The sequence below is a fragment of the Chlorogloeopsis fritschii PCC 6912 genome (genome assembly GCF_000317285.1).
Taxonomy (GTDB): domain Bacteria; phylum Cyanobacteriota; class Cyanobacteriia; order Cyanobacteriales; family Nostocaceae; genus Chlorogloeopsis; species Chlorogloeopsis fritschii.
The window spans coordinates 107247-129595 of the sequence record NZ_AJLN01000116.1; the positions used below are offsets into that span (position 1 = coordinate 107247).

The following is a 22349-nucleotide window of genomic DNA, read 5'->3' on the forward strand; positions in this document are numbered from 1 at the left end:
GATATATCGCGTCTCTACAAATCAAATTCATACCGCGATTCAGCAACGCCATAATTTTTATATCAATTTCATTTATTAGCCAGTATTTATTCCAAGATTAGGTTCAAGATATTGAAAGCCAAAGTTTAAGTAAGTAGCGTGAGGTATACAAGTTACAAATTTAAACTACTTTACTCCCATTAAAAGTTACCTATTTTTTCCCATTGATGAACTGAGGCAATGATTGTTTAAGCTGACATAACTCGCTCTACGGTTAGGGATAAATCAGGGAATATCTGAGAAATAATCAGTTGGTCGAGAGTAAACTCTGTAATTTGATATTGACTATCAACTAACGTCAAAACAGAAACTTTTTTCTGTTTTAAATCCACAATCCAATATTCAGGGACACCTAAATTTTTATATTCTTCCTGCTTAGTTTCGTAGTCCGTTTTTTTAGAGCCAGAGCTAACTATTTCCACAACCAACAGTGGTGGAGTTTTAGTGACAGCAGCCTTAGTTTCCGAGGCTCTAATTTCAGCCCACTGTGCAGAGGTTAAAACAGTCAAATCTGGGGTACGGGAACGCTCTTTACCCGTTTGAGGATTAACACCCACATATACTCCAACATCGCGCTTGACTTTCCAGTTACCCCGCTGTTGTTGAGGAATTGCAGATGCTAAGGCTTCTGCCAATAAATCAATCACATCCGAATGTTTACCTGTCGGCAGAGGAACCATTACCAATTCACCATCAACAAGCTCGTAACGATTATCAGTGCCATCATCGTAGGTAACATACTCCTCAAATGTTAGTTTTACTGGTGTCTTGGTCATGATAACCTCCGGCAACACATAATCCTATGATAGGTAGTGCGATCGCAATCATTCTTGTTGACGGGAAAGCAAAACAGGGAGTTTTAAGTTTCGAGCGACGCGAGTTGGAAAAGATACCGTACTAGCGCAGATTGTTCAATTAGTGCAGCAAGCTCAAGGTTCCAAAGCTCCCATCCAGCGATTGGCAGATCAAGTCACCGGATAGTTTGTACCTGTGGTGATAGCGATCGCTTTCCTCACTTTTATTATCTGGTTCAATTTCACAGGCAATCTCACTTAGGCGCTGAATTACGACTGTTAGTGTACTCATCAGTAGCCAATAATTAAAAATATGATCCTGATTCTTCTTGACTCTCCAGTTAGCTAGAGAGTTTAAGATGATAATTAGGTAGGCAAGTTAATAATTTGTACATTGATAGGAGGAAACATGGGATTTTACTCACAAAGAATCCTTCCCTATCTTATTGATTGGTCATTATCAGATTCTAGCCTCGCTAAATATCGTCAAGAGGTTTTAGCGGGAGTGACAGGAGAAGTTCTGGAAATTGGTTTTGGAACGGGATTAAATCTTTCCTACTATCCGGAAGATATTCATAAGATTATCACAGTCGATGACAACCCAGGAGTTCAAAGGCTAGCTCAAAAGCGGATTCAAACATCCTCAATTACTGTAGACCATAGAGTGTTAAATGGTGAAAACCTGCCAATGGCAGATAATACATTTGATAGCGTGGTGAGTACTTGGACGCTATGTAGTATTGAGAATGTTGAACAAGCTCTCAGAGAGATTTACCGCGTTCTGAAACCAGGAGGAAAATTCTTTTTTGTGGAACATGGGCTAAGTAATGAGCCTGAGATTCAAGTTTGGCAAAATCGGTTAACCCCATTGCAAAAAAGAATTGCGGGTGGTTGTCACTTTAATCGTAATATTCGACAACTTGTAGAGAGCCAATTTGATATTGTTAGCCTAGAAGAGTTTTACGCTGAAAAAACTCCAAAAATTATGGGGTATTTCTATAAAGGTGTTGCAACCAAGATTAACTAACTCACTATGTTTTTTGGTTGAATAATATAGGAGCTAAATATGTTAGTACAAGATGAACAAAAACTGATTGGTTTAGTTGCCAAAGAAAGTGGCGTACCAATTAAAACGATTCGTTACTATGAAGAGCTAGGTTTACTCAAAGCCTCAGGGAGAACTGAGGGTGGATTTAGATTATTTCACTCTGATGTTTTGGCTCGCTTGAACTTTATCAAACGTGCTCAAAGTTTGGGATTAAGCTTATCAGAAATTAAGGAATTTTTGAATGTTCACGATGAGGGCGAATTACCCTGTGACCATATAAAAATTAAACTGCAAGAAAAGCTAGTAGATATTGATAGACAAATTCAGCAGTTACTCATCCTAAAACAAGAGTTGGAAGGACTACTCTCAGGTTGGGAAAGTATTCCTGAAAATCCTGAGCAAACCATTTGCCCTATTATCGAAAGAGCTTAAATAATTCTTCATCAAGAGATTTTAAAAGAATATTACGTCAGCTTTGTTTAAGAAGTTGGGTTTGGAGGCGATACTGATACTACATGCAGCAATTGTAGGCGGAATCATCGGTTCTGCCGTGGGCAAATTAGGTATACCTCAAAATTGGCTGAATAACTTATGCGAATATCCCAGAACCGTCAAATGGATAGAGTCTTTGGGTGAAGTGTGTGTTTCGCGTTATGAAACTTTGCGAACAACCTTAGCTGAGTAAGTAATTATCCGCTACCACCTCCTACTTCTTTGTGCTACAAATAGTAACAAGTAGTAATACATTTGCCAAGCTATAGTTTGGGTTCCTTATGCCCAACTGGTGCGCCAACCTCTGGATTGAGCGTATCCCGCACAGCAATGCGTCACTACCCATCGTTTGATTAGCTCAGTGGCAGAGCATCCGAAGTCATCGGCTGGACGTAGGTTCAATTCCTACATCAAACTCCCCGAAAGTTAGCTCACTGGTAGAGCGATCGACTCATAATCGATTGGTTGTAGGTTCGATTCCTATACTTTCTCCAACCCTGTCCGGGTTAAAAGACAAATTTGCGGAATAGAGCAGTTGGGTAGCTCGTTGGGTGTATACCCAAAGGTCAGTGGTTCAAATCCATTTTCTGCCACCAAAAACCCTGTCAAAAGACACTACCCTGTCAAGGGTAGCCAATTCAAATTTAATTAAAACTCTGCGATGTAGGTGCTTACTACTGAACATCACCTAGTGATGTCGGTAGTAACAGTAAAGGAGCTAGTGTAATTGTTTTCTCCCTAACTTGAGTATGTCCCTTCGTTTTCTAAATCCAATTTTCTGGATTTGGCAAACTGAACGGCGTATTTGAGCGCTGTTTTCTTTTTCTAGATTGCCCTTGGGTTAATTGAGGGAAAGTAGCAACAATCCTAATCCAGTTTTGGAGATGCAATTGCCCGCAACTGAACTGCAAACACCTGCATTTGCAGAGTTTAAAAATATAATGTAGTATATGTATTACATAAATTAATTCCTTCTCAGGACTTACGCAAAATACCTCTCTAACTCTTATTCCTCCGTGCCCTCCATGCCTGGAGTGGTTTTATTCTTCCGTGACTGGTGCGTAAGTTCTACTTCTCTGACTTTGGCAGGAAAGGCAACGCCGGAGTCTCTTATACACGATGCCCAGCCCTTTCCAAAAACACAGGGACAAATTCTTCACGCCAAATATATAAATGTCTTTATCAAACCTTCTGCGTCGCCTACAACTGCCTAAGTTATCTATGCAAATTTCTATGTGGAAAACCTTCTATATCAAACCTAACGAAATTGGTATTTTATATCACCGTAGTGATTTTAAAAAAATTTTGCAACCTGGGACTTACACTTATTTTGGTCGCTATTGGCAAGTAAAAACCTACGATCTCAACCAACCGGAAGCCAAAATTGAGAACTTGGAACTGTTGCTGCGAAATCACAGTTCGGAGTTACAGCAATATCTCTTAGTAGTAAGGACTGCATTTAATCAAGCCGCTTTAGTGCGCTTCGGACAAAATTGGATCAGTATTGCACCAAATCAATTGCGAGCTTTTTGGCGTGGTTTTATTGAGGTAGAATCTCATCTTTTCAATTTGAATGAAAGCTTGGAATTACCTGCGGAGTTTGTACAGCAACTACGTGGAATTGCCTTGAGTGGAATCAAGAAGTTTCAAATCTCGGAGTATGAAATTGGTTTGCTGTACGTGCAGAATAACTTTGTACGACCATTAGAACCAGGCGAGTATGCTTTTTGGGTTGTTGATAGAGAGGTTTCAGTCCGTACTCTCAGCCGGATTGTACCCAATCCAGACTTTCCTTTGGAGGATGTGCTAATTGAGCGGCACCCTGAGTTTGTCGCGGCTTACTGTGAAATAGTTCAATTACAGAATCAACAAGTAGCGATCGCCCGCTATCAAAGTAAAGCGATCGCCATTCTACCGCCATGCAGTCGCAAGCTATTTTGGCAAGGTGTGGAAGTAGAGGTGATTGACATTAGCACTGATGCTAAGTTGCCCTCTCGCTTAATTGCTGAGTTAGTTACGGGTTTGCCAGAGGCTCTTGCTTTGAGCCGCTATTGTTTGCATATTTGCGAAGTACCCACGCAGCACGTTGGATTGCTGTACGTTAATCAAGAGTTTCAAACTCAACTCCAGCCAGGAAAGCACGCGTGGTGGGTGTTTGGGCGTTCTTTACAAACCGAAGTATTTGACCTTCGCCAGCAAACTATGGAAGTATCTGGTCAAGATATTCTTTCTAAAGATAAAGTGCCTTTGCGCTTAAACTTAACTGCTGGCTTCCGCATTCTCGATCCACTCACAGCCAAAAACAGTTTATCGGATATTACTAACTACTTATACAAAGAACTACAATTTGCTCTACGTGGTGCGGTAGGTGAAAGAACTTTAGACGCGTTGTTGGAGGATAAAGGCGCGATTGATAGGAGTATTTTTGATTACATTCGCCAGAAAACAACAGACTATGGAATTGAAGTAGATTCGGTTGGGGTTAAAGATATTATTCTCCCTGGTGAGATTAGGACAATTTTGAGCAAGGTAGTAGAAGCCGAAAAAGCAGCTCAAGCAAACGTAGTTCGTCGCCGTGAAGAAACGGCTGCTACTCGCAGTATGTTGAATACAGCTAAAGTGATGGAGGATAACCCTGTTGCTTTGCGTTTAAAGGAATTGGAAGTACTGGAGCGAATTGCAGAGAAGATTGAAAAAATTCAAGTAAATGGGAGCTTGGATAGCATTTTGACGGAATTGATTCGGATTAATCGGCAATAAAAGGAACTGTGCCTTTCTCAACAAGAGCCAGAGGCTCTTGTTCTCGTTACCAGGTTGAACCTGGTAACGAGGGTGGTGGGCTGCCGCTTTCAGGCTGTTGCATAGGCGTGCAAGATATCAGATTAGGAGGTGAAGATTACCACTGTGAGCTTAGAAACGTGAAAATAGAATCATCCCCTACAAACATCTCTACGGCAAATCAATTACAGCCATGACGAGCAATCTTGTACAGCAACTAGGCAGTCTAAGTACCGGAGAACAACGCCTCATACTTAATAATGTTAGTTGGGAACAATACGAAACCTTGCGAGCAACCTTAGATGATATCCCAGGGTTGCGGATGACTTATCTTGAGGGAACCCTGGAAATTATGAGTCCATCGCCGGAACATGAGGTAAACAAAAAAGCGATCGCGCGTTTAATCGAAATCTACGCATTGGAAAAAGATATTGATTTAACTGGTTACGGTTCTACCACCTTTCGCAAACAAGCCAAAGCCAGGGGACTAGAACCGGATGAATGTTATTGTTTTGGCGAACTCAAAGAAGTTCCTGATATTGCGATCGAAGTTGTTCTCTCTAGTGGTGGTATTCATAAATTATCTGTCTACCAGGGTTTAGAAGTACCAGAAGTTTGGTTTTGGCAGAACCATCAGTTTTCTGTTTATAGGTTGCGTCAGGAAGGGTATGAACTTATTCCTCGCAGTGAATTTTTACCAGAATTAGATTTATCTATTTTGGCAAAGTATGTCAAATTTCCTAGTCAAACCCAGGCAGTAAAAGCCTACCGAGATACTTTCCGGCAAAGTTAAGTTATTCTGGCAATCCCTTTACTTGCATTAATTCCAACTTCCGTGCAAATATTTCATCAATCGGCAACATTTGCCCATCAATTGTCATAAATTTGTGGTCTTTAGTGGCTCGAATAATCGAACCATCTTCTAAGGAATATTCAAATAGCTCTTGCTCGCCGCGATTATGCCACTGAGCTATAGGTTGCGTGTATATATAACCATTACTATCAACGGTGTAAACTGTACACTCAATACCTTTTTCTACAATCTCTCCAATAGGTAAAAAACCATATTCTACCGTCAAAATTGCTGTATCGTAGCTCAAGCAATATTCGGCAAACTTGAGCATTTGCTCGAATAAATCCTCAGCAATTTGTTGTTTAACACCATTTTTTGCTGCACCATCAATAAATTTTTCTCGCTGTTTTTGCATCTCCGAAACTTTCTTTTTCCCCATTGCCCGGCGCAACAAATCAGCTTGTCCTAAAGAATATCCAGCCATATCTTGAGCAATTTTCATAATTTGCTCTTGATAGACCATAATTCCATAAGTTTCATCTAGTATTGGTTCTAAAACAGTGTGTTCGTAATCAATATTTTCCCGCCCGTGCTTGCGGTTAATAAATTTAGGAATTAATCCAGCATCTAAAGGGCCAGGTCGATAAAGCGCTAAAATTGAAGAAATATCTTCTAGATTAGAAGGTTTTAAATCACGAACTATCTGGCGCATTCCAGAAGATTCTAACTGAAATACACCTTCTAATTCACCTGCTTCTAACAGTTCATAAGTCTTTCTCACATCATGAGGAAGTTTGGCACTTTCCCCACCTTTAGCTAATATTTTTTGAGCTTTTCTTTCTTGAGCGGTAATTACATAGGGGTCAATTTTAAATCCATGATTTTCTTCAATTAATTCAATAGTCTTCTGGATCATTGTCAAGTTCTTTAAACCCAGAAAATCCATCTTTAACAAACCCAGTAATTCTAAGTCTTCCATAAAATACTGGGTAATTACAGAACCATCGTTATTTCTTTGTAACGGCACAATTTGATCCAACGGTTCAGCAGAAATTACCACACCTGCTGCATGGACACCAAAGGTTTTGTTAGTTCCCTCAATGCGAATTGCCATATCTAGCCAATGGCGAACTTTTGGATCGTTATCGTATTTTGCTTTAAATTCTGGTTCTGGCGTTTCATCAGAAATCATCTTTTTGAGTGGCGCTGGTTTACCCCGTGACACGGGAATCATCTTCGCCATCTTGTCTGCTTCACCGTAAGGAATATTTAATACTCTGGCGACATCTTTTAACACCGCTTTTGAAGTCATGCGGTTAAAAGTAATAATTTGGGCAACTCTGTCTGTGCCGTATTTTTCATTCACATAATCAATGACTTGATCTCGCTTTTCAATACAGAAATCCGTATCAATATCAGGCATGGATTTCCGTTCTGGATTAAGAAATCTCTCAAAGAGTAAGCCATGATGTACTGGATCAATATTGGTGATTCCCATTGTATAGGCAACCAAAGAACCAGCCGCAGAACCACGACCAGGCCCCACAGGTATATCATTATCTCTAGCAAATTTGATATAATCCCACACCACTAAAAAGTATGTGGAAAAACCCATTTGCTGAATCATTTTTAATTCGTATTCCAGTCTTTCTTTGTAAACTTGATCGATTTCGTTGCGAGATTTGCGATTCAGTTTTTCTAAAAGTCCTTGCCAAGCAATTTCTTCTACGTAAGTATCTGCTGTATGTCCTGATGGAATGGGATAATTAGGAATGCGAGGTTCACCCAGAATGTTGTAAGGTTCGACTTTATCTGCTACTTCTAAAGTTGTGCTTACTGCTTCTTCAATAACGTCATCTGGTAAGTGATCGCGAAATAACTGCTTCATTTCTTCAGCGGATTTCAGATATTCTGTGCCGCTGTAACGCATTCGGTTATCTTCAATAATTAATTTCCCTGTTTGAATACATAACAATGCATCATGTGCTTCTACGTCATAACAAGAAATGTAATGAGAATCATTTGTCGCGACAAATTTAATTCCTAATTCTCGTGCAATTTTGATAATTTCTACATTTACAATCCGGTCTTCTGGAGAACCATGATCTTGAATTTCTAAATAATAATCTTCACCAAATACATCTTTATACCACTGTGCTACTCTTCTAGCAATATCTGGTTTGCCAGCAAGAATTGCTTGAGGAACTTCACCACCTAAACAAGCACTAGTAACTATTAAGCCTTCACGATATTCTTTGAGTAATTCTTTATTAATACAAGGACGGGAAAAAATACCTTTGCCTTGTACACCTTGGAGGTGAGAAATTGATGTTAATTTTACTAAATTTTTATAACCTTTTGTATTTTTTGCTAAAACAACTTGATGATAACGCGGACGACGCTCTTGTTTGGTGATATCGCCGTTAATGACATACATTTCATTGCCGATAATTGGCTTAATATTCTTGCTGCGACAGATTTTTATGAGTTCGATCGCTCCATACATCACACCATGATCCGTTAGGGCGATCGCTTTCATGCCCAACTCGATTGCGCGATCCACTAAATTTGGCAATTGACTCGCACCATCCAGCAGGCTGTAATCACTGTGAATGTGCAAAGGAACAAAGGACATACGTTTTCCCTACGATGAGCGAACAACACAAGTGTTTTCCATTAAACTACAGCTGTGCAGCCTCTATGTATGCTAGCAAGCAAATTCTACTCATTGTAGATAAGCGATCGCACTTTTTCTCAAGGTGCAAACCACCTCGCATCACTGCCAGGCAGTAATTTGAGGTGGCTATTCATGAAGTGTTGATTATAGAGTGAACAAAAAACAGGCTATAATCGCCGTTTAGGAATATAAATTTACATCTGCATTCTATCTAGTAGTTAATGTCATTAATTTTGATGGTTATATAAGTTCGTAGTAAGGACTTTAGTCCTTGATGAGTGCAGCACTCTTTGTGCTTACTACAAACCTATCAAAACTTTTGCAACAGACCACTGGTTTAAGTATTAAGAGTTTGTTGATTATGATTAATAATAATATTTAGAGATATGCCTTTAATATAAGTACTAATATATGACATTAAAGCATAAATAAAAATAACTATACCTAGCATCTCTAAAAATTCTTCAATAGTTGTTAAAATAGCATAAATTATATTCTTCTCGCCATACAAATTAGTATAATAGCCACCCAACATTTCCATCCCTATAGCACCACTTACGTAGATAGTTCCAGCTATTATAAATAAGCGTTTTATTTTTGTGGGAAGAGTAGTGATAAATCTTAAAAATGCTAGTAGAAAAATGAGTACAAAGATAGTACCAGGTATCACCCAAGCATAGTAAAGAAAGCCACTTGTATTCAATGAATTTTGTAGTGGCTCAATCAACCTTTCATGAAAGCTCATGAATTCGTCCAAAGACAGAGCCATAAAAATGAATGATAAGCTTTTCCAGTGGCTAATATAAGCTTCACCAGCTATTTTTTTGGCAGAGGCGATTAAAAACAGAAGAATAGAGCAAACTAGCAAAGCATACGCTGAGTAAAGGCTAGGAATATTTGTCTCTTCATCAACATTAAATAAGAATGCAAAGAATTCTCTAGAAGAATAGTCAGGAAGAAAGTACAAGGTCAATTGTCCAGCAATACTAACTAGACAAAGACCTACTATTAACACAATCAGGAATTGTAAAGTTTTTTTGGGTGAGAGATGTACTAAAATTTTCTGCAAAGGAAAAGCAGTATTTGCTAAATCAGTATATCTATTTTTAGTTTGAGAGTTTTGTTTTATAAAATGATTACTTTGCTTTTCATATTCACTTTTTAAGAATTGTTTATTATCAAATATTGATAAGTTTGGAAATACTACATTATCCATAAGAAATTCTATTGTTTGCTGCTCAACCCAACCATGAACTATCAAAATTTCTTGCAATTGTTTGCCAGTGAAAATTTGTTCGTAAAGTGCTGTTGTTAGTTGTTCTGATGTTATCAAACCTGCATTAATTAAACACTCTCCCAAAATTTTTTGCTTGTAATTACTACTCTCTATATTAGTCATTATGATTTCGATATATATTTTTCAAATTCTATATTTAAGACGATTTCTAACCGTTTCACTAAATATGTAAAAACTAGGTTAACAATAGTTAATTAAAAATTAAATAAAAATGATGTAAAAATTAAATGAAGTATTTGATTTGTATAAAAACAATTATAGTTATACGTATAATTGCATAACAACTATAATAACTGTTGAATTAAGAGTATTAGTTTCAAGGCGCTATTTGGCTCGAATTTCGATAATGATGATGCCGCCCTGTATGAAGCCATGTCTGCATCATTTGTAGCTCAAGTACAGTGATTACATTTAAATCTCACTCAACAGTTAATGTGATGGAAGATATAACTGTGAGTGCTGTGCTTGACGGCAAAAAACCTCGTTCTCTGAACAAGGTTTAAATATATTGATACCTTCTGTGCGATCGCTACAGCTTTATAAAATTTAAAATTTACGATCAACGCCCCATAGTTTGCACTAGGGGCATTGATTGATGTTGTGGAATTGAAAATCGTCAATTTCTAATTCCGGTTATTTAGTTTTAAAAAGGCCCTTTTGCGTCACATTCTTTAGTCCAGCACCTTTTAAGAAGTTCAATCCTGTAAAGATATGCGAAGCGACGAGGATCTAATACTAATTTAGTCTCACTACTAAAAAGGGGCTGGTTCAGATACTGCCAGAGAGGAAATCTGATTTTGGTGTGTTTTGGAGTCATAAGAGCATGAAAAAACTATAAAACTGTCGTAGCAGTAGACGGCATCTGATATTCAAGGTGCCCGTTACTGATTCCCTAGTTAAACCGTACACAATATATATTCAATTGTCCTTAGGGCAATTGCGGAAAATTGGGCAACCCTATTGCTCAATATTTTATGTTACCTTTTTATAGGTATTTAAAATAACGATTTAAATGTATAAAACTCAAAAAAAGCATAGAATCTAACATACCAAAGAATAGAAAAATTAAATGAACTGACTGATTATTCTGGTTCGGGAAATTTAATCCGGAATCTCAAATCCTGAAACAGGAACAATCTACAAATGATGCGAGAAATTGCCTATATATTGCGGAGCGATCGCTTTTTTAAAAGCCAGTAAGATTACTATAAAACAAAATCCGCAAGCGCAGTTAACTATCAGTAAATTTAACACTTATCATGATCATAGCCATTAAAAAAACCCACTTTTGTGGGTTTGAGGGAATATTTAACTTTTTCGCTGAGGTAAACTTTTTCTCTGTCTTTAGATCTGATCGCAACGCGAAATGACTTATGGCTAATAGTGATTGCCCGCTTTGCGATGATGAACAGCAGTCACACCTTCCGGTTTGAGTAATTTACCATTGTCAACAATCGCATATACAACCCAATGGTCGCCACATTCCATTCGTTTGTTGACTGAACATTCAAGATAGGCTAGAGCATCGGTGAGAATTGTACAGCCGTTATCTGCAACTGCTGTAGGAAAACTTGCAAATCTATTTTCTCCTGGGGCGAAAGATTTACGGAAGTGCTTCATGTAATCTTGATAATTCTCTTCGCCCAGAACGTTGAGAACAAACTTACCGCCTGGATACATTAGAGATTCAACTGCCCGATCTTTAGCGATCGCAACAGTAATTCCTGGAGGGTTAAAGGTAGCTTGTGATACCCAAGCACCAAGCATTCCGGTACAGACATCACCAAGTTTGGCTGTGACAACGCAAACTGAACCAATGATTCTACCGATCGCCTGTTCAACAGGAGTAGCAGCTGGTTGAGGCATTCGCTGTTTTTTAGCTTTTTTCAGTGTTTGGGCAAAGTCTGTACCCATTTCTTCACACTCTTTGAGAGTAATGTCTGTAGGTTTAAACCTTGCCTTTAAGGTTTCAAACCCAAACTTAAAACCAGCATCTTTGAGTTTTCCTTCTATTAAGTCAAATGCTTCACCACTCCAACCATAGGAACCAAAGACACCCGCCAGTTTAGTATTATCACCAACGGATAGAACAATACCAAGGGCTGTGTGGATGGGAGTAGGCGCATTACCACCGATGGTGGGAGAACCCATGATAAAGCCATCGCATTTTTCAATGGCAGAGCGAATTTCATCAGGTTCGGCAAATTCACAGTTGATCGACTCTACAGCCACTCCTCCTTTAGTGAGTCCCAAAGCAAAAGCTTGGGCAAGAGTTGCTGTATTGCCATAAGCTGAGGCATAAAGTAAGGCAACCCTAATTTCACGATCGGTTTGCGATCGGCTCCATATTTCGTAGGCTTTGGTAAGCTCCAACAAGCCATAGCGAATTAAAGGCCCGTGAGCAGGAGCATACATCCTCACTGGCACTTCTGATATTTTCTCCAGAGCTGCTTGTACCTGAGTAGCATGGGGAGCCATCAAGCAGTCAAAGTAGTAGCGCTGATCTTCCTTCAACAAATCCCAGTCTTCATCAAAAATTTCATCGCCACACAAATGCGCGCCGAATAATTTATTAGAGTAAAGTATTTGTGTTTGCTGGTCGTAAGTACAAAGCCCTGTCGGCCAGCGAGGACTGGGAATGGGAATAAACTTCAAAATATGGCCCTGTCCCAAATCGAGGGTTTCTTTCCCCCGCATTGTGATAATTTTCAACTCACGGTTAGGAAAAGTAGCACGTAAATTGGCGGCGCAGGGAATGGAACAAACAAAAGTGAGTTTTGGAATTAAATCTAAAAGCCCTTTGAGGGTGGCAACGCGGTTAGGATTAAAATGACCTAAAATTACATAATCCAAGCCTTCCCAGTCATTGAGACATTGCCGCAATGCGTCTAAGTAAATTTGAGTAAAAGTTTCCGGCGGCGGGTCGATAATAGCAGTTTTATCAGCTTTGATTAAGTAGCAATTCGAGGTAGTACCTCTAGCAAGTGCGTATTCAATTTCAAAGCGCAGACGTGTCCAACTACGCGCTCTCAGTACAGTCGTATTTGTGGCGATTGGTAAAACCTGTACGTCACGAGGATTGGGATTATTCATAGGCTTTGTGTGAGGAGAGGGAATTTCTAGAGATAGGGGGAAGATGGGGAGAGGGAGAGATGGGGAAGATGGGGGAGTAGGAGGGTGGAAGAAGTATTTAGAATATTACTCCTATCCCCTATCCCCTGTTCCCTATCACCTGTCACCTGTCCCCTGCCTTCTTTAGTAGTAGTTGCCTACCTTGCGATGGCGAACAGCTGTCAAGCCGTCGGCTTTGGCAACTCGACCATCAGTGACGTTGCAGTATAAAATCCAGTGGTCACTACATTCCATGCTGCTCTTGACTTCGCATTCCATATAAGCAAGAGCGTCTGTGAGAATTGGGGCACCGTTTTTAGCTGTTTGAGTTTTCACTCCGGCAAAGCGATCGCTCCCCGGAAGCAAACGCTTGAGGAAATGTTTTTTCAGTTCGTGGTAATTTCCTTCTTCTAAAACATTAAGGACAAACTTATCGCCGACTTGCAACAATGAGTCAATCGCACGATCTTTAGCAACAGCGACTGTAAATCCTAAAGGTTGGATGCTGGCTTGTGCTACCCAGGAAGCAAGCATCGCTCCTTTGACTCCATTCTTGTTGGCGGTAATGATGTAAAGCCCACTGCTAATCCTACCCAGGGCTTTTTCCAAATTAACGTCGATGGACTTAAGTTGCTTGATGTTGCGCTCGCGAACTAGCAATTGTCCCAAGTCAGTACCCGCTTCTTCACACAATTGGTATGTGGCTGGGGTGGGTGTTTCTTTGATGCGAATTGCTGGAAAGGCTTCTTTCACACCAAAATCAACGAATCTTCGGCGCAGCGGATCGATTGGTTCATCATCGCCGCCGTAACATTCAAAAAATCCGATGACTTGCTTTTCTTTGGTAACGCCCAACAATGCACTAATTGCAGCTTGAGCCGCAACGTTTGCCGTTGGAGGCATACCAATCACAATCCCTGACGATCTAGCTGCTAGTTCTTGGATTTCTTGGATCTCTGCGGTAGTCAGATCCATCATTTCCACACCGATACCAGTTTTCTGGATACCTTGGGAAATGGCTTGGGCGAGGCGATCGCTACATCCATAGTCAGAGACATAAAACAAGCCAACAATCGTTTCTGATTTTGCTTGTTTTTGGCTCCAACTCTGGTAACACTCTTTCAGAACATCAAGATGATGGTAGAGTAAAGGGCCATGTCCGTTAGCAATGATTTTAATGTTTCCGAGTTCGCCCATTTTCTTCATTGCATTTAGCAACGAACGAGCATTCGGCCCCATTAAGCAATCGTAGTAAAATCTAAAGTCAGGTTCGATTGCCTCTAGGTTGACATCGAAGGTGTCATCGCTGCAATAGTGCATCCCAAAGGCATCACAGGTGAAGAGAGTTTGGGATTTATGGTCGAAGCTGAAGATAGTATCCGGCCAGTGTAAATTTGGGGCGCTAACGAATTCGATTTCGTGTCCTTGTCCTAAATCGACGCGATCGCCACTTTTAACAATCCGCTTCGAGAACGGATCGTGTACCAAATTTTCCAGAAACTGGAGTGCAACTTTAGACGCTAAAACGGTAGCTCTGGGTGCTAATTGGAGAACGTCTTCCACCAAGCCGCTATGATCTGGCTCTGTGTGGCTGACAATAATGTAATCAATCGCTTTTGGATTGACCAGTTTTTTCAAAGTTTCTAAATACAAGTCGCGAAACTTCGTATGAGAAGTATCGACCAAGGCAATGCGATCGCCCTTAATTAAATATGAATTGTAGGTTGTACCATTTTGTAGCCCGAATTCTATATCGAAGCGATCGCGATCCCAATCAAGAGAACGGATTGCCGTCGTGTTGGGAGCAATTTCAACAGTTTGTATAGTAAGTCGTTTTTGGACGTTCTCTGTGAGCGCTGCCATTAGGAGTCTCCGAGCACAAATCATCAGTCTGCTTTTCACTTCTTATTTTGCTCATAATTATTTTTGTAAAGTTGTTCAAAACTCTATGTTTTTGAAAAGTCAATATGTAGCCAAAATGTCTATTTTTTGGCATAGACTGTGACTGAAAAAGTGTAGTTAATGCTCGTTTTTAAAGTTGCGAATTATAGCAAAATATGGCAGCTAATTCTATAAAAAATTACAACAGCAAAGTCATAGCAATGTTATTGCTGCTAATGATTTTGTAACGAAAAGCATAAATTTTGCAACCGTTGTATCTAATTTTAATTGTTATTAATTAGAGTGAGTTTGTCGCAAAATAAACATAGAAAATCAGATAATAGGAACTTCTTCTGATTTTCAAGTTTTTACTGTTACTCCCCAGAGAAATCTGCAAAATGATAGAGCAGATTTATATCTCTGTAGCACTATTAGCGGAGGTGTAGCAACTGTCGTATCTTTATGTTGCTGGCATTGGAGGCCCCATAACTTTGGGAATAGGACTAATTGCAGCAGCTGCGATGATTGGATGGTCACTTTTTGGAGAATCATGGCAGCGTCGTGTAGCCAAGAAAATGGTTAGTCATTTTGAAGAACAACAAGTACTCAACAAGTTTCTTCAAGGAGTTGATGAGTACTGGCAGGACACTGGTAAAGCCTTTGATAAGGGAGCAGATGCTGTAGAAAAAAGCTTTCAAGACTACATTCAACACCTTCGCGAGCTATGCTTAAATGATGATAAAGCTTCTAGAGAATACATTGAGTATATTTTATCCGTACTCAGGGAACTAGCAAATTTTTTCACCGCAATCCCTTGGAAAAACCATACATAGCAAGCATAGAAATCTGTAAATAACAACACTTAGACCCACAACTTATTGTTTGTGGGTCGAAAAATTTTGAGATTGCATTGATTTCATTGAATACGAAATCCGAGTATAAACCCCCTTTTTGAATAACCCGTGCGGACGGGCTTGATTTGTATCACGTTCTCGTGTTTATTAGTATTGATTTGCGTTCATCGATTAATTAAAATCTTGCACTGAGCCAAAAACAAAGGTTTGAGCTAAAGAGTTTCAATAACGTTTAAACACAAATGATTTTATCAAGCTTGATGTTTGCCTTGGATATTTTCTCTAAAGAGCATCTATAACCGTCTTGCTCTAGCAACAGAGCCAATTTAGTGCAAAATCGAATGGATTAAGTCAAAAAAAGGGTATCACTGAAGTTGTAGAATTTCTTCTAGTCAACTTTCATCCTTATAAACTTTACTTCGATGACCTATTTCCACAACATTTACTAGTAAAACATCATCAAAAATCTCGTAGATAACGCGATAATCACCTACTCTAATCCTATAAGCATTTTCTTGACCTTTTAGCTTTTTTACCCCGTTGGGGCGGGGTTCTATGGCTAAATCATCAATTTTAACTTGTATACGTTCTTGAAGTTCTGGCGATAATTTTTTTAGTTGTTTTAATGCCCCCTTTAAGATTTCAACTTTATAACTCACGCTACTTCCTTTTTTCTTTCTGTTTCCAGTTCTTTTTTAGCTTCTTCCCATGACATCGAGCCGTCAATCTCAGCAGATTTTTTAGCTTGCTCGTAGGCTTTTAAATCTTCTTCATCCTCTTCATCTTCAATTTTTTTCAAGAAAGCATAAATTTCATCTAAAGTGCTGTCGTAAGCTTGATTTAGCAGTACGTTAATATCTTTAATTAATTGTTCGCGTTCTTGTTCACTTTTCATTGTTAGTTAGGAATGATTATTTTTACTTTTTCTGTCACCGCCCCTAGTTTCACCTAAAGGCTTCTCATTATAATCGATGATACCTATCGTAGAGTTTACGTTCCTACCATAAAACAAAATCCACCTACACATATTAGTGTCAGGTGGACTTGATTATTCTTAGTGGATCCGAGCAGAGTCGAACTGCTGTCCAAACTGGGTATTGACCCTCCGCTCATTCACAGGTTTAGCCTTTCTTACCCTCAAGGCGGGGAACGTTCATTATCCCGAACGGTAGGATTCTCTGGTGAAGTCTTTGTCAACAAGCCTACCAGAGGAAACTTGTTAACGCATCCGTTGGGGTTTGCCCCTAGCCCTTAACGGAGTCAGACTAGAAGCGCTCGAACCGTTAGAGGTTTTTAGGCAACTGCTACAGCAGCTTCCTTACGAGCAAATTTTACGATGTTGTTCGCATTTACTTTTTTTTTGAGCCTTGGATTTACGAGAGATGACTCACTCTCGACCTGAATCACAGAGTAGCTTTCGCCAGCCTGTCGAAACCGGTGCGGACCCATGAGGTTCTTATATTCTTATTATAGTGTGCAGTTTTAAACTTAGACACTATATTGAGAAAATTTCTCGATTTTCAAAGATTGGGTAGAGACGCGATTAATCACGTCTCTACAATTCCTCAACTTGTCCTCTTCCTAGTCCCGTTGTCCTAACTTAACGCCTGAGCACCGCCAACAACCTCAAGAATTTCTTGAGTGATTGAAGCTTGCCGGGCTTTGTTGTAAGACAGGGTAAGGGTGTTAATTAACTCAGCTGCGTTGTCGCTGGCATTGCTCATGGCTGTCATCCGCGCTGCCAGTTCACTTGCTGCTGATTCTTGCAGCGCTCGCAATAGCTGGTTAGTTAAGTAAAGAGGTAGCAAAGAATCCAGAATTTGTACCGGATCTTGCTCGAAGATCATGTCATTGGGAAGAGACCGAACTTGAGCAGTCACTTTCTGCCTTTCTACTTCAAACTGACCACCGCGAGTTGTCAGACGAAAGATTTCGTCATCTGCGGTTTCTAAACCTTGAGTGTCAAGGGGAAGCAGAGTTTGCACTACCGGACGAGAGCTAACTAGAGAGACAAACCGAGTGTAAATTAACTCGATTCTGTCTACGCTTTCTGAAAGGAATAAAGAAAGGAGTTCGTTAGCAATGTTGGAAGCTTCAGCTGCGGTGGGAATTTGCTCTAAGCCGGTATAGACAGCATCAATTGGTTGATCGCGACGTTGGAAGTACTGTGCGGCTTTGCGCCCTACGATCACAAATTTGTAATCTATACCTTCGGCTTTGAGTTCCTTGGCACGATTTTCCGCACGCTTGATGACGTTGGTGTTATAACCACCGCACAAACCCCGATCGCCTGAAATCACCAATAGCCCCACTGACTTAACTTCCCGCTTTCTGAGCAAGGGCAGGTTTGCTTCTTCAAACCGCAGACGCGCTTGCAAACCGTAGAGTACTTGGGCGAGGCGATCGGCAAAGGGGCGGGTGGATAGTACCTGTTCTTGGGCACGACGTACCCTCGCTGCCGCCACCAGCCGCATAGCTTCTGTAATTTTTTTGGTATTTTTAACCGATTGAATGCGATCGCGTATTGCTTTGAGGTTAGCCATAATCTTTGATTAGAGACTAGGGATTAGAGGCTAGGGACTAGAGAGATTAAGAATTAGAGGTTAGGGATTGGGAAGATGAGTATTACCAGAATTTAGGGGATTTAATCTACAACCCTAGCCCCTAGTCCCTAACCCCTATCCCCTAATTATGCTGTTGCCAAGAAGGTCTTCTTGTATTCATTAATTGCTTCCTTCAAGGCAGCTTCTTCGCTATCACCCAGTACTTTCTGTGATTGCACACCTTGAACATACTGAGGTTTGCTAGTCTTTAAGTACTCGCGTAAACCCTTAGAGAAAGTCGTAATTTTATCGGCAGGGATGTCATCCAAATAACCGTTAATACCAGCATAGAGAAGTGCTACTTGCTCATACACTGCTAGAGGTGAGTTTTGTGGCTGCTTCAAGAGTTCCCGCAAGCGCTGACCCCGTGCTAACTGGTCTTGGGTGGCTTTATCTAAGTCAGAAGCAAATTGCGCGAAGGCTTGCAGTTCATCAAACTGCGCCAACTCTAACTTCAACTTACCGGCAACTTTTTTCATTGCTTTGGTTTGAGCGGCAGAACCTACCCGCGATACGGAAATACCGGGGTTAATTGCAGGACGCACACCAGCATTAAATAAGTCAGCAGAAAGGAAGATCTGACCGTCGGTAATCGAAATCACGTTGGTGGGAATGTAAGCAGATACGTCACCTGCTTGAGTTTCGATGATTGGCAGGGCAGTCATGCTACCTTTACCCAATTCGTCACTCAGTTTAGCTGCCCGTTCTAACAAGCGAGAGTGGATGTAGAACACGTCTCCAGGATAAGCTTCCCGTCCGGGAGGACGACGCAGCAGCAAGGACATTTGTCGATAGGCTGCGGCTTGCTTGGAAAGGTCATCGTAAATAATTAGAGTAGCTTTGCCCTTGTACATGAAGTACTCAGCTAGCGTTGCACCTGTGTAAGGAGCGAGGTATTGCAGGGTGGCGGGGTCACTAGCATTGGCAGCAACGACAATGGTGTAGTCCATCGCGCCTCTATCTTGCAGTGTTTGCACGACGTTTGCCACGGTGGAAGCTTTTTGGCCGATCGCTACGTAGACACAAATTACATCTTCTTCTTTTTGGTTGAGGATGGTGTCAATTGCGATCGCTGTCTTACCAGTTTGACGGTCACCAATAATCAACTCTCGCTGACCGCGACCAATGGGAATCATCGCGTCAATAGCAGTGATTCCGGTTTGCATGGGTTCGTGTACGGAACGGCGCGCTACAATACCGGGTGCTGGAGATTCAATCAAACGGCTTTCATTGGTTTTGAGTTCTCCCTTGCCATCAATAGGACGACCCAAAGCATCAACAACGCGTCCAATTAAGGCTTCTCCTACTGGCACTTGAGCAATTTTGCCAGTAGCGGTAACGGTGCTACCTTCTTGAATTTCATGACCTTCACCCATCAACACCGCACCCACGTTGTCTTCTTCTAAGTTGAGGGCTAGACCAATGGTGCCATCTTCAAATTCTAATAGCTCACCCGCCATAGCCTTTTCTAAGCCATAAACGCGGGCGATACCATCACCTACTTGCAAAACCGTACCAACGTTAGCAACTTTGACTTGTTGGTCGTATTGCTCGATTTGTTGCTGGATAATGCTGCTGATTTCGTCAGGTCTGATGCTAATTGCCATTTGTCTATCTTCTTGCTGTCGAGACGGAAAGATTCAAAAGTTAGGAGTTTAGAGTTAGGAGTTAGGAATTAAATTTTAAGTAGGTAGACAGAACTAAACGTAAAATGCTTATTGTCAGAAACTAGATAGGAGAAGCTTTTTACCTTCTGCCTACTGCCTCCAGCATAGCTGCCTTCTACTTAGCAGTTGAGAGTTACAAGTTCAGAATCAAAATCTGTTACTCATAACCCAGAATTCATAACTCATCACTCATAACTTTCTAGGCACTGGTTAAGCGCAAAGAAAGGCGACGCAGTTGACCGCGCAAACTTGCGTCAATTACCTGAGAACCCACTTTTATAATGACACCACCGATGATGTCACGATCGATTTTGGTGTCTAGTTCTACTTCGCGAGCGTTGGTCATAGCTATGACCTTTTCTTTGACTGCTTGTTGTTGAGCTTCGCTCAGAGGAACAGCAGATATTACTTCTGCTAACACTGTTTGTTTGATCTGCCGCAAAAGCGCCAAATACTGCTGACAAATATCTTCCAGCAAGAGAATGCGCCGTCTATCTACCAGTAGCATCAAAAAGTTACGAAGATAAGTGTTAGCACCTTCACCGAAGATGCGACTGATGACTGCCTTTTTATCCTCTGGTGGAATAAAAGGATTACCAAAAAAGTTCCGCAGTTGCTCGCTATCGGACAACAAGTTCAGCAAAGAGCGTACATCCTCACCGAACCCTTCTGTCTGGTTTTTTGATTGCGCTATCGACATTAAAGCCTCTGCGTAAGGCTGGGCTATTTCGGCTGTTGCGATATTAGTTTTCATCCCTTGCCTCCCAGTAGCGCGATACTGCGATCAATTAATGTTTGTTGGGCATTGTCAGCAACCCCGCTCTTGAGTTCTGACTCAGCTTTTTGCAATGCCATCGCGACTACCTGCTGCCGCAGTTGAGCGATCGCTCGCTCTGTTTCTGCACTTAAATCACGGGCAGCAGTTTCTTTTAAACGTTGCACATCTTCCGCTGCCTTAGCCAAAATTGCTTCACGAGTTGCCTGAGCGTTTTCTTCAGCAGCTTTGCGAATTTGTTGTGCCTCTGCTTGTGCCTTGGTCAACTTCTGCTGTGCGTCGGAAAGCTGGCCAGCTGCTTCTTTTAAGCGCTCTTCTGCTTCCCGAATAGCTGTTTCAATATTTGAGCGGCGATCGCTCAAAGTGTTGCCTACAACTTTACGCCCAAAGTAAAATAATACGCCAATCAGAATCGCTAAGTTAATGATGTTGGTTTCTAAAATGTCTAGGTTTAGACCGAAACCGCCTTCCGCCGATTCTGCTTCTGCCAATGCTTCTGTGGCTAGTAATAAGACAGTTCCTATGATACCCATCTACAACTGCGCTGCTCCCTTGCTAGTAAGTTTAGAACTTTCCCCAAAGGAAAAAAGGGAAAAAAGTGTCAATGCGTGACACTTAATTCAGCGCTTACAGAGACTACGCCCCGCTGCGCGTCTGCCTTTTTTGGAACCGATATTGCGAGCTTTTAAAAGCTCTATTTCCCTACTAAACTTGGTTCCAATAGTTTTTCTAGAATTTGCCTGCTAAAGGCATCTACCTGTTGTTCTAAAGAACGTAAAGCTTCCTGCTTTTGCTGTTCTATTTCTTGAGCCACCTGTTCTCTTTGAGCTTGAGCTTCTCTTTGCGCTTGGGCGATTTTCTCAGCAGTGATTCTCTGAGCATCTTCCTGAGCTTGAGTCACAATCACTTGGGCTTGCTTGCGAGCATCCGCAAGCTGCTGCTCATATTCTTTGGTCAATCGCTCAGTTTTAGCCAAGCGCTCGCGAGCTTCCAGGTTATTGTTTCGGATGTAATTATCGCGATCATCCAATGCCTTGGTCAGTGGCTTGTAGAAAATCACATTCAATACAGCTGCCAACAGCAGGAACTGCAATGCCATCAAGGGCAAGGTAGCATCGAAATCAAACATTTCTCTCCTCTTTGGCTGGGACAGCAGTTTTCATAGCAATATTGTCAGTCAACCCTTGATTGTGTGACTAGAGACCCAATAAATATAAAGGGTCACTCTAGACAACAGACGTGAACAATCACGTCTGTTAATTACATAAAGAGTTTTAAGTCTTAGGAAAATGGGTTAGCAAACAGCAACACCAGCGCAATCACCAGACCATAAATTGTCAGTGATTCCATAAAAGCTAGGGTTAACAGTAGAGTACCGCGAATTTTTCCTTCTGCTTCTGGCTGACGGGCAATACCTTCTACTGCTTGACCAGCAGCATTTCCTTGACCAATACCAGGGCCAATTGCAGCTAAACCAATTGCCAAAGCGGCAGCAAGAACTGAAGCAGCAGAAATTAATGGATCCATTTTGATTTTCCTT

Annotated in this window: 20 protein-coding genes, 2 tRNA genes, 1 other RNA gene and 1 pseudogene; 10 read left to right on the top strand and 14 right to left on the bottom strand. The window is 40.9% G+C overall.

Going from position 1 to position 22349, the window contains the following annotated elements; translation table 11 throughout:
* Positions 1-227: 227 nt before the first annotated feature.
* Complete coding sequence (locus UYC_RS0124440) at positions 228-815, bottom strand: Uma2 family endonuclease (RefSeq protein WP_016874672.1); 588 nt, start codon at positions 813-815, stop codon at positions 228-230.
* A gap of 67 nt (positions 816-882) precedes the next feature.
* Here UYC_RS0124440 and UYC_RS40210 point away from each other — a divergent pair.
* From UYC_RS40210 to UYC_RS0124480, 9 genes and pseudogenes are all read left to right on the top strand, one after another.
* A pseudogene (locus tag UYC_RS40210) lies at positions 883-1092 on the top strand (hypothetical protein); the annotation flags it as partial.
* 150 nt (positions 1093-1242) lie between these two features.
* The gene (locus tag UYC_RS0124445; RefSeq protein WP_016874671.1) at positions 1243-1860 is read left to right on the top strand and encodes a class I SAM-dependent methyltransferase; all 618 of its coding nucleotides are present in this window, start codon (positions 1243-1245) and stop codon (positions 1858-1860) included.
* A 39-nt stretch (positions 1861-1899) separates the two neighbouring features.
* Entirely contained in the window at positions 1900-2313 is a 414-nt protein-coding gene (locus UYC_RS0124450) for a heavy metal-responsive transcriptional regulator (RefSeq protein ID WP_016874670.1), read from the top strand.
* 43 nt (positions 2314-2356) lie between these two features.
* The gene (locus tag UYC_RS38110) at positions 2357-2566 is read left to right on the top strand and encodes a hypothetical protein (RefSeq protein WP_026087463.1); all 210 of its coding nucleotides are present in this window, start codon (positions 2357-2359) and stop codon (positions 2564-2566) included.
* A 154-nt stretch (positions 2567-2720) separates the two neighbouring features.
* Positions 2721-2790, top strand: a tRNA-Asp gene (locus UYC_RS0124460).
* 3 nt (positions 2791-2793) lie between these two features.
* Positions 2794-2865: transfer RNA gene (locus UYC_RS0124465), tRNA-Ile, on the top strand.
* A 741-nt stretch (positions 2866-3606) separates the two neighbouring features.
* Positions 3607-5133, top strand: coding sequence for a slipin family protein (locus UYC_RS0124475; RefSeq protein ID WP_016874669.1), 1527 nt, complete (start codon positions 3607-3609; stop codon positions 5131-5133).
* Between the two features lie 8 nt (positions 5134-5141).
* A complete protein-coding gene (locus UYC_RS38115; protein WP_148125389.1) occupies positions 5142-5348 on the top strand; it encodes a hypothetical protein in 207 nt (68 codons plus the stop codon).
* Positions 5345-5944, top strand: a complete 600-nt coding sequence (locus UYC_RS0124480; RefSeq protein WP_016874668.1) for a Uma2 family endonuclease — start codon at positions 5345-5347, stop codon at positions 5942-5944. The genes UYC_RS38115 and UYC_RS0124480 overlap by 4 nt, the downstream gene beginning before the upstream one ends.
* 1 nt (position 5945) lies before the next feature.
* On the opposite strand, the gene UYC_RS0124485 is transcribed toward UYC_RS0124480, so the two are convergent.
* From UYC_RS0124485 to UYC_RS0124500, 4 genes are all read right to left on the bottom strand, one after another.
* Positions 5946-8579 (bottom strand): trans-splicing intein-formed DNA polymerase III subunit alpha N-terminal partner DnaE-N, encoded by a 2634-nt coding sequence (locus tag UYC_RS0124485; RefSeq protein WP_016874667.1) that lies wholly within the window; start codon positions 8577-8579, stop codon positions 5946-5948.
* Between the two features lie 379 nt (positions 8580-8958).
* Complete coding sequence (locus UYC_RS0124490; RefSeq protein ID WP_016874666.1) at positions 8959-10020, bottom strand: cyclic di-GMP-binding domain-containing protein, MshE-related; 1062 nt, start codon at positions 10018-10020, stop codon at positions 8959-8961.
* Positions 10021-11295: 1275 nt separating this feature from the next.
* Positions 11296-13011, bottom strand: coding sequence for a diflavin flavoprotein (locus UYC_RS0124495; RefSeq protein WP_016874665.1), 1716 nt, complete (start codon positions 13009-13011; stop codon positions 11296-11298).
* Between the two features lie 162 nt (positions 13012-13173).
* On the bottom strand, positions 13174-14892 hold the full coding sequence (locus UYC_RS0124500; RefSeq protein WP_016874664.1) for a diflavin flavoprotein: 1719 nt from the start codon (positions 14890-14892) through the stop codon (positions 13174-13176).
* Between the two features lie 509 nt (positions 14893-15401).
* Between UYC_RS0124500 and UYC_RS0124505 the strand changes: the two genes are divergently transcribed.
* Positions 15402-15743, top strand: coding sequence for a hypothetical protein (locus tag UYC_RS0124505; RefSeq protein ID WP_016874663.1), 342 nt, complete (start codon positions 15402-15404; stop codon positions 15741-15743).
* A 413-nt stretch (positions 15744-16156) separates the two neighbouring features.
* On the opposite strand, the gene UYC_RS0124510 is transcribed toward UYC_RS0124505, so the two are convergent.
* The 9 genes from UYC_RS0124510 to atpE form a co-directional block, all read right to left on the bottom strand.
* Positions 16157-16423, bottom strand: a complete 267-nt coding sequence (locus UYC_RS0124510) for a type II toxin-antitoxin system RelE family toxin (protein WP_016874662.1) — start codon at positions 16421-16423, stop codon at positions 16157-16159.
* On the bottom strand, positions 16420-16659 hold the full coding sequence (locus UYC_RS0124515; protein WP_016874661.1) for a hypothetical protein: 240 nt from the start codon (positions 16657-16659) through the stop codon (positions 16420-16422). The genes UYC_RS0124510 and UYC_RS0124515 overlap by 4 nt, the downstream gene beginning before the upstream one ends.
* A 160-nt stretch (positions 16660-16819) precedes the next feature.
* Positions 16820-17211: a transfer-messenger RNA gene (ssrA, locus tag UYC_RS36115) on the bottom strand.
* Positions 17212-17359: 148 nt separating this feature from the next.
* Positions 17360-18307 (bottom strand): F0F1 ATP synthase subunit gamma, encoded by a 948-nt coding sequence (locus tag UYC_RS0124520; protein ID WP_016874660.1) that lies wholly within the window; start codon positions 18305-18307, stop codon positions 17360-17362.
* 146 nt (positions 18308-18453) lie between these two features.
* Positions 18454-19974 (bottom strand): F0F1 ATP synthase subunit alpha, encoded by a 1521-nt coding sequence (atpA, locus tag UYC_RS0124525; protein WP_016874659.1) that lies wholly within the window; start codon positions 19972-19974, stop codon positions 18454-18456.
* 259 nt (positions 19975-20233) lie between these two features.
* Complete coding sequence (gene atpH / locus UYC_RS0124530) at positions 20234-20788, bottom strand: ATP synthase F1 subunit delta (RefSeq protein ID WP_016874658.1); 555 nt, start codon at positions 20786-20788, stop codon at positions 20234-20236.
* On the bottom strand, positions 20785-21342 hold the full coding sequence (locus tag UYC_RS0124535; RefSeq protein WP_016874657.1) for a F0F1 ATP synthase subunit B: 558 nt from the start codon (positions 21340-21342) through the stop codon (positions 20785-20787). Before UYC_RS0124535 ends, atpH begins: the two co-directional genes overlap by 4 nt.
* A gap of 161 nt (positions 21343-21503) precedes the next feature.
* Entirely contained in the window at positions 21504-21938 is a 435-nt protein-coding gene (locus UYC_RS0124540; protein ID WP_016874656.1) for a F0F1 ATP synthase subunit B', read from the bottom strand.
* A 152-nt stretch (positions 21939-22090) separates the two neighbouring features.
* The gene (gene atpE, locus UYC_RS0124545; protein WP_016874655.1) at positions 22091-22336 is read right to left on the bottom strand and encodes an ATP synthase F0 subunit C; all 246 of its coding nucleotides are present in this window, start codon (positions 22334-22336) and stop codon (positions 22091-22093) included.
* Between the last annotated feature and the right edge of the window lie 13 nt (positions 22337-22349).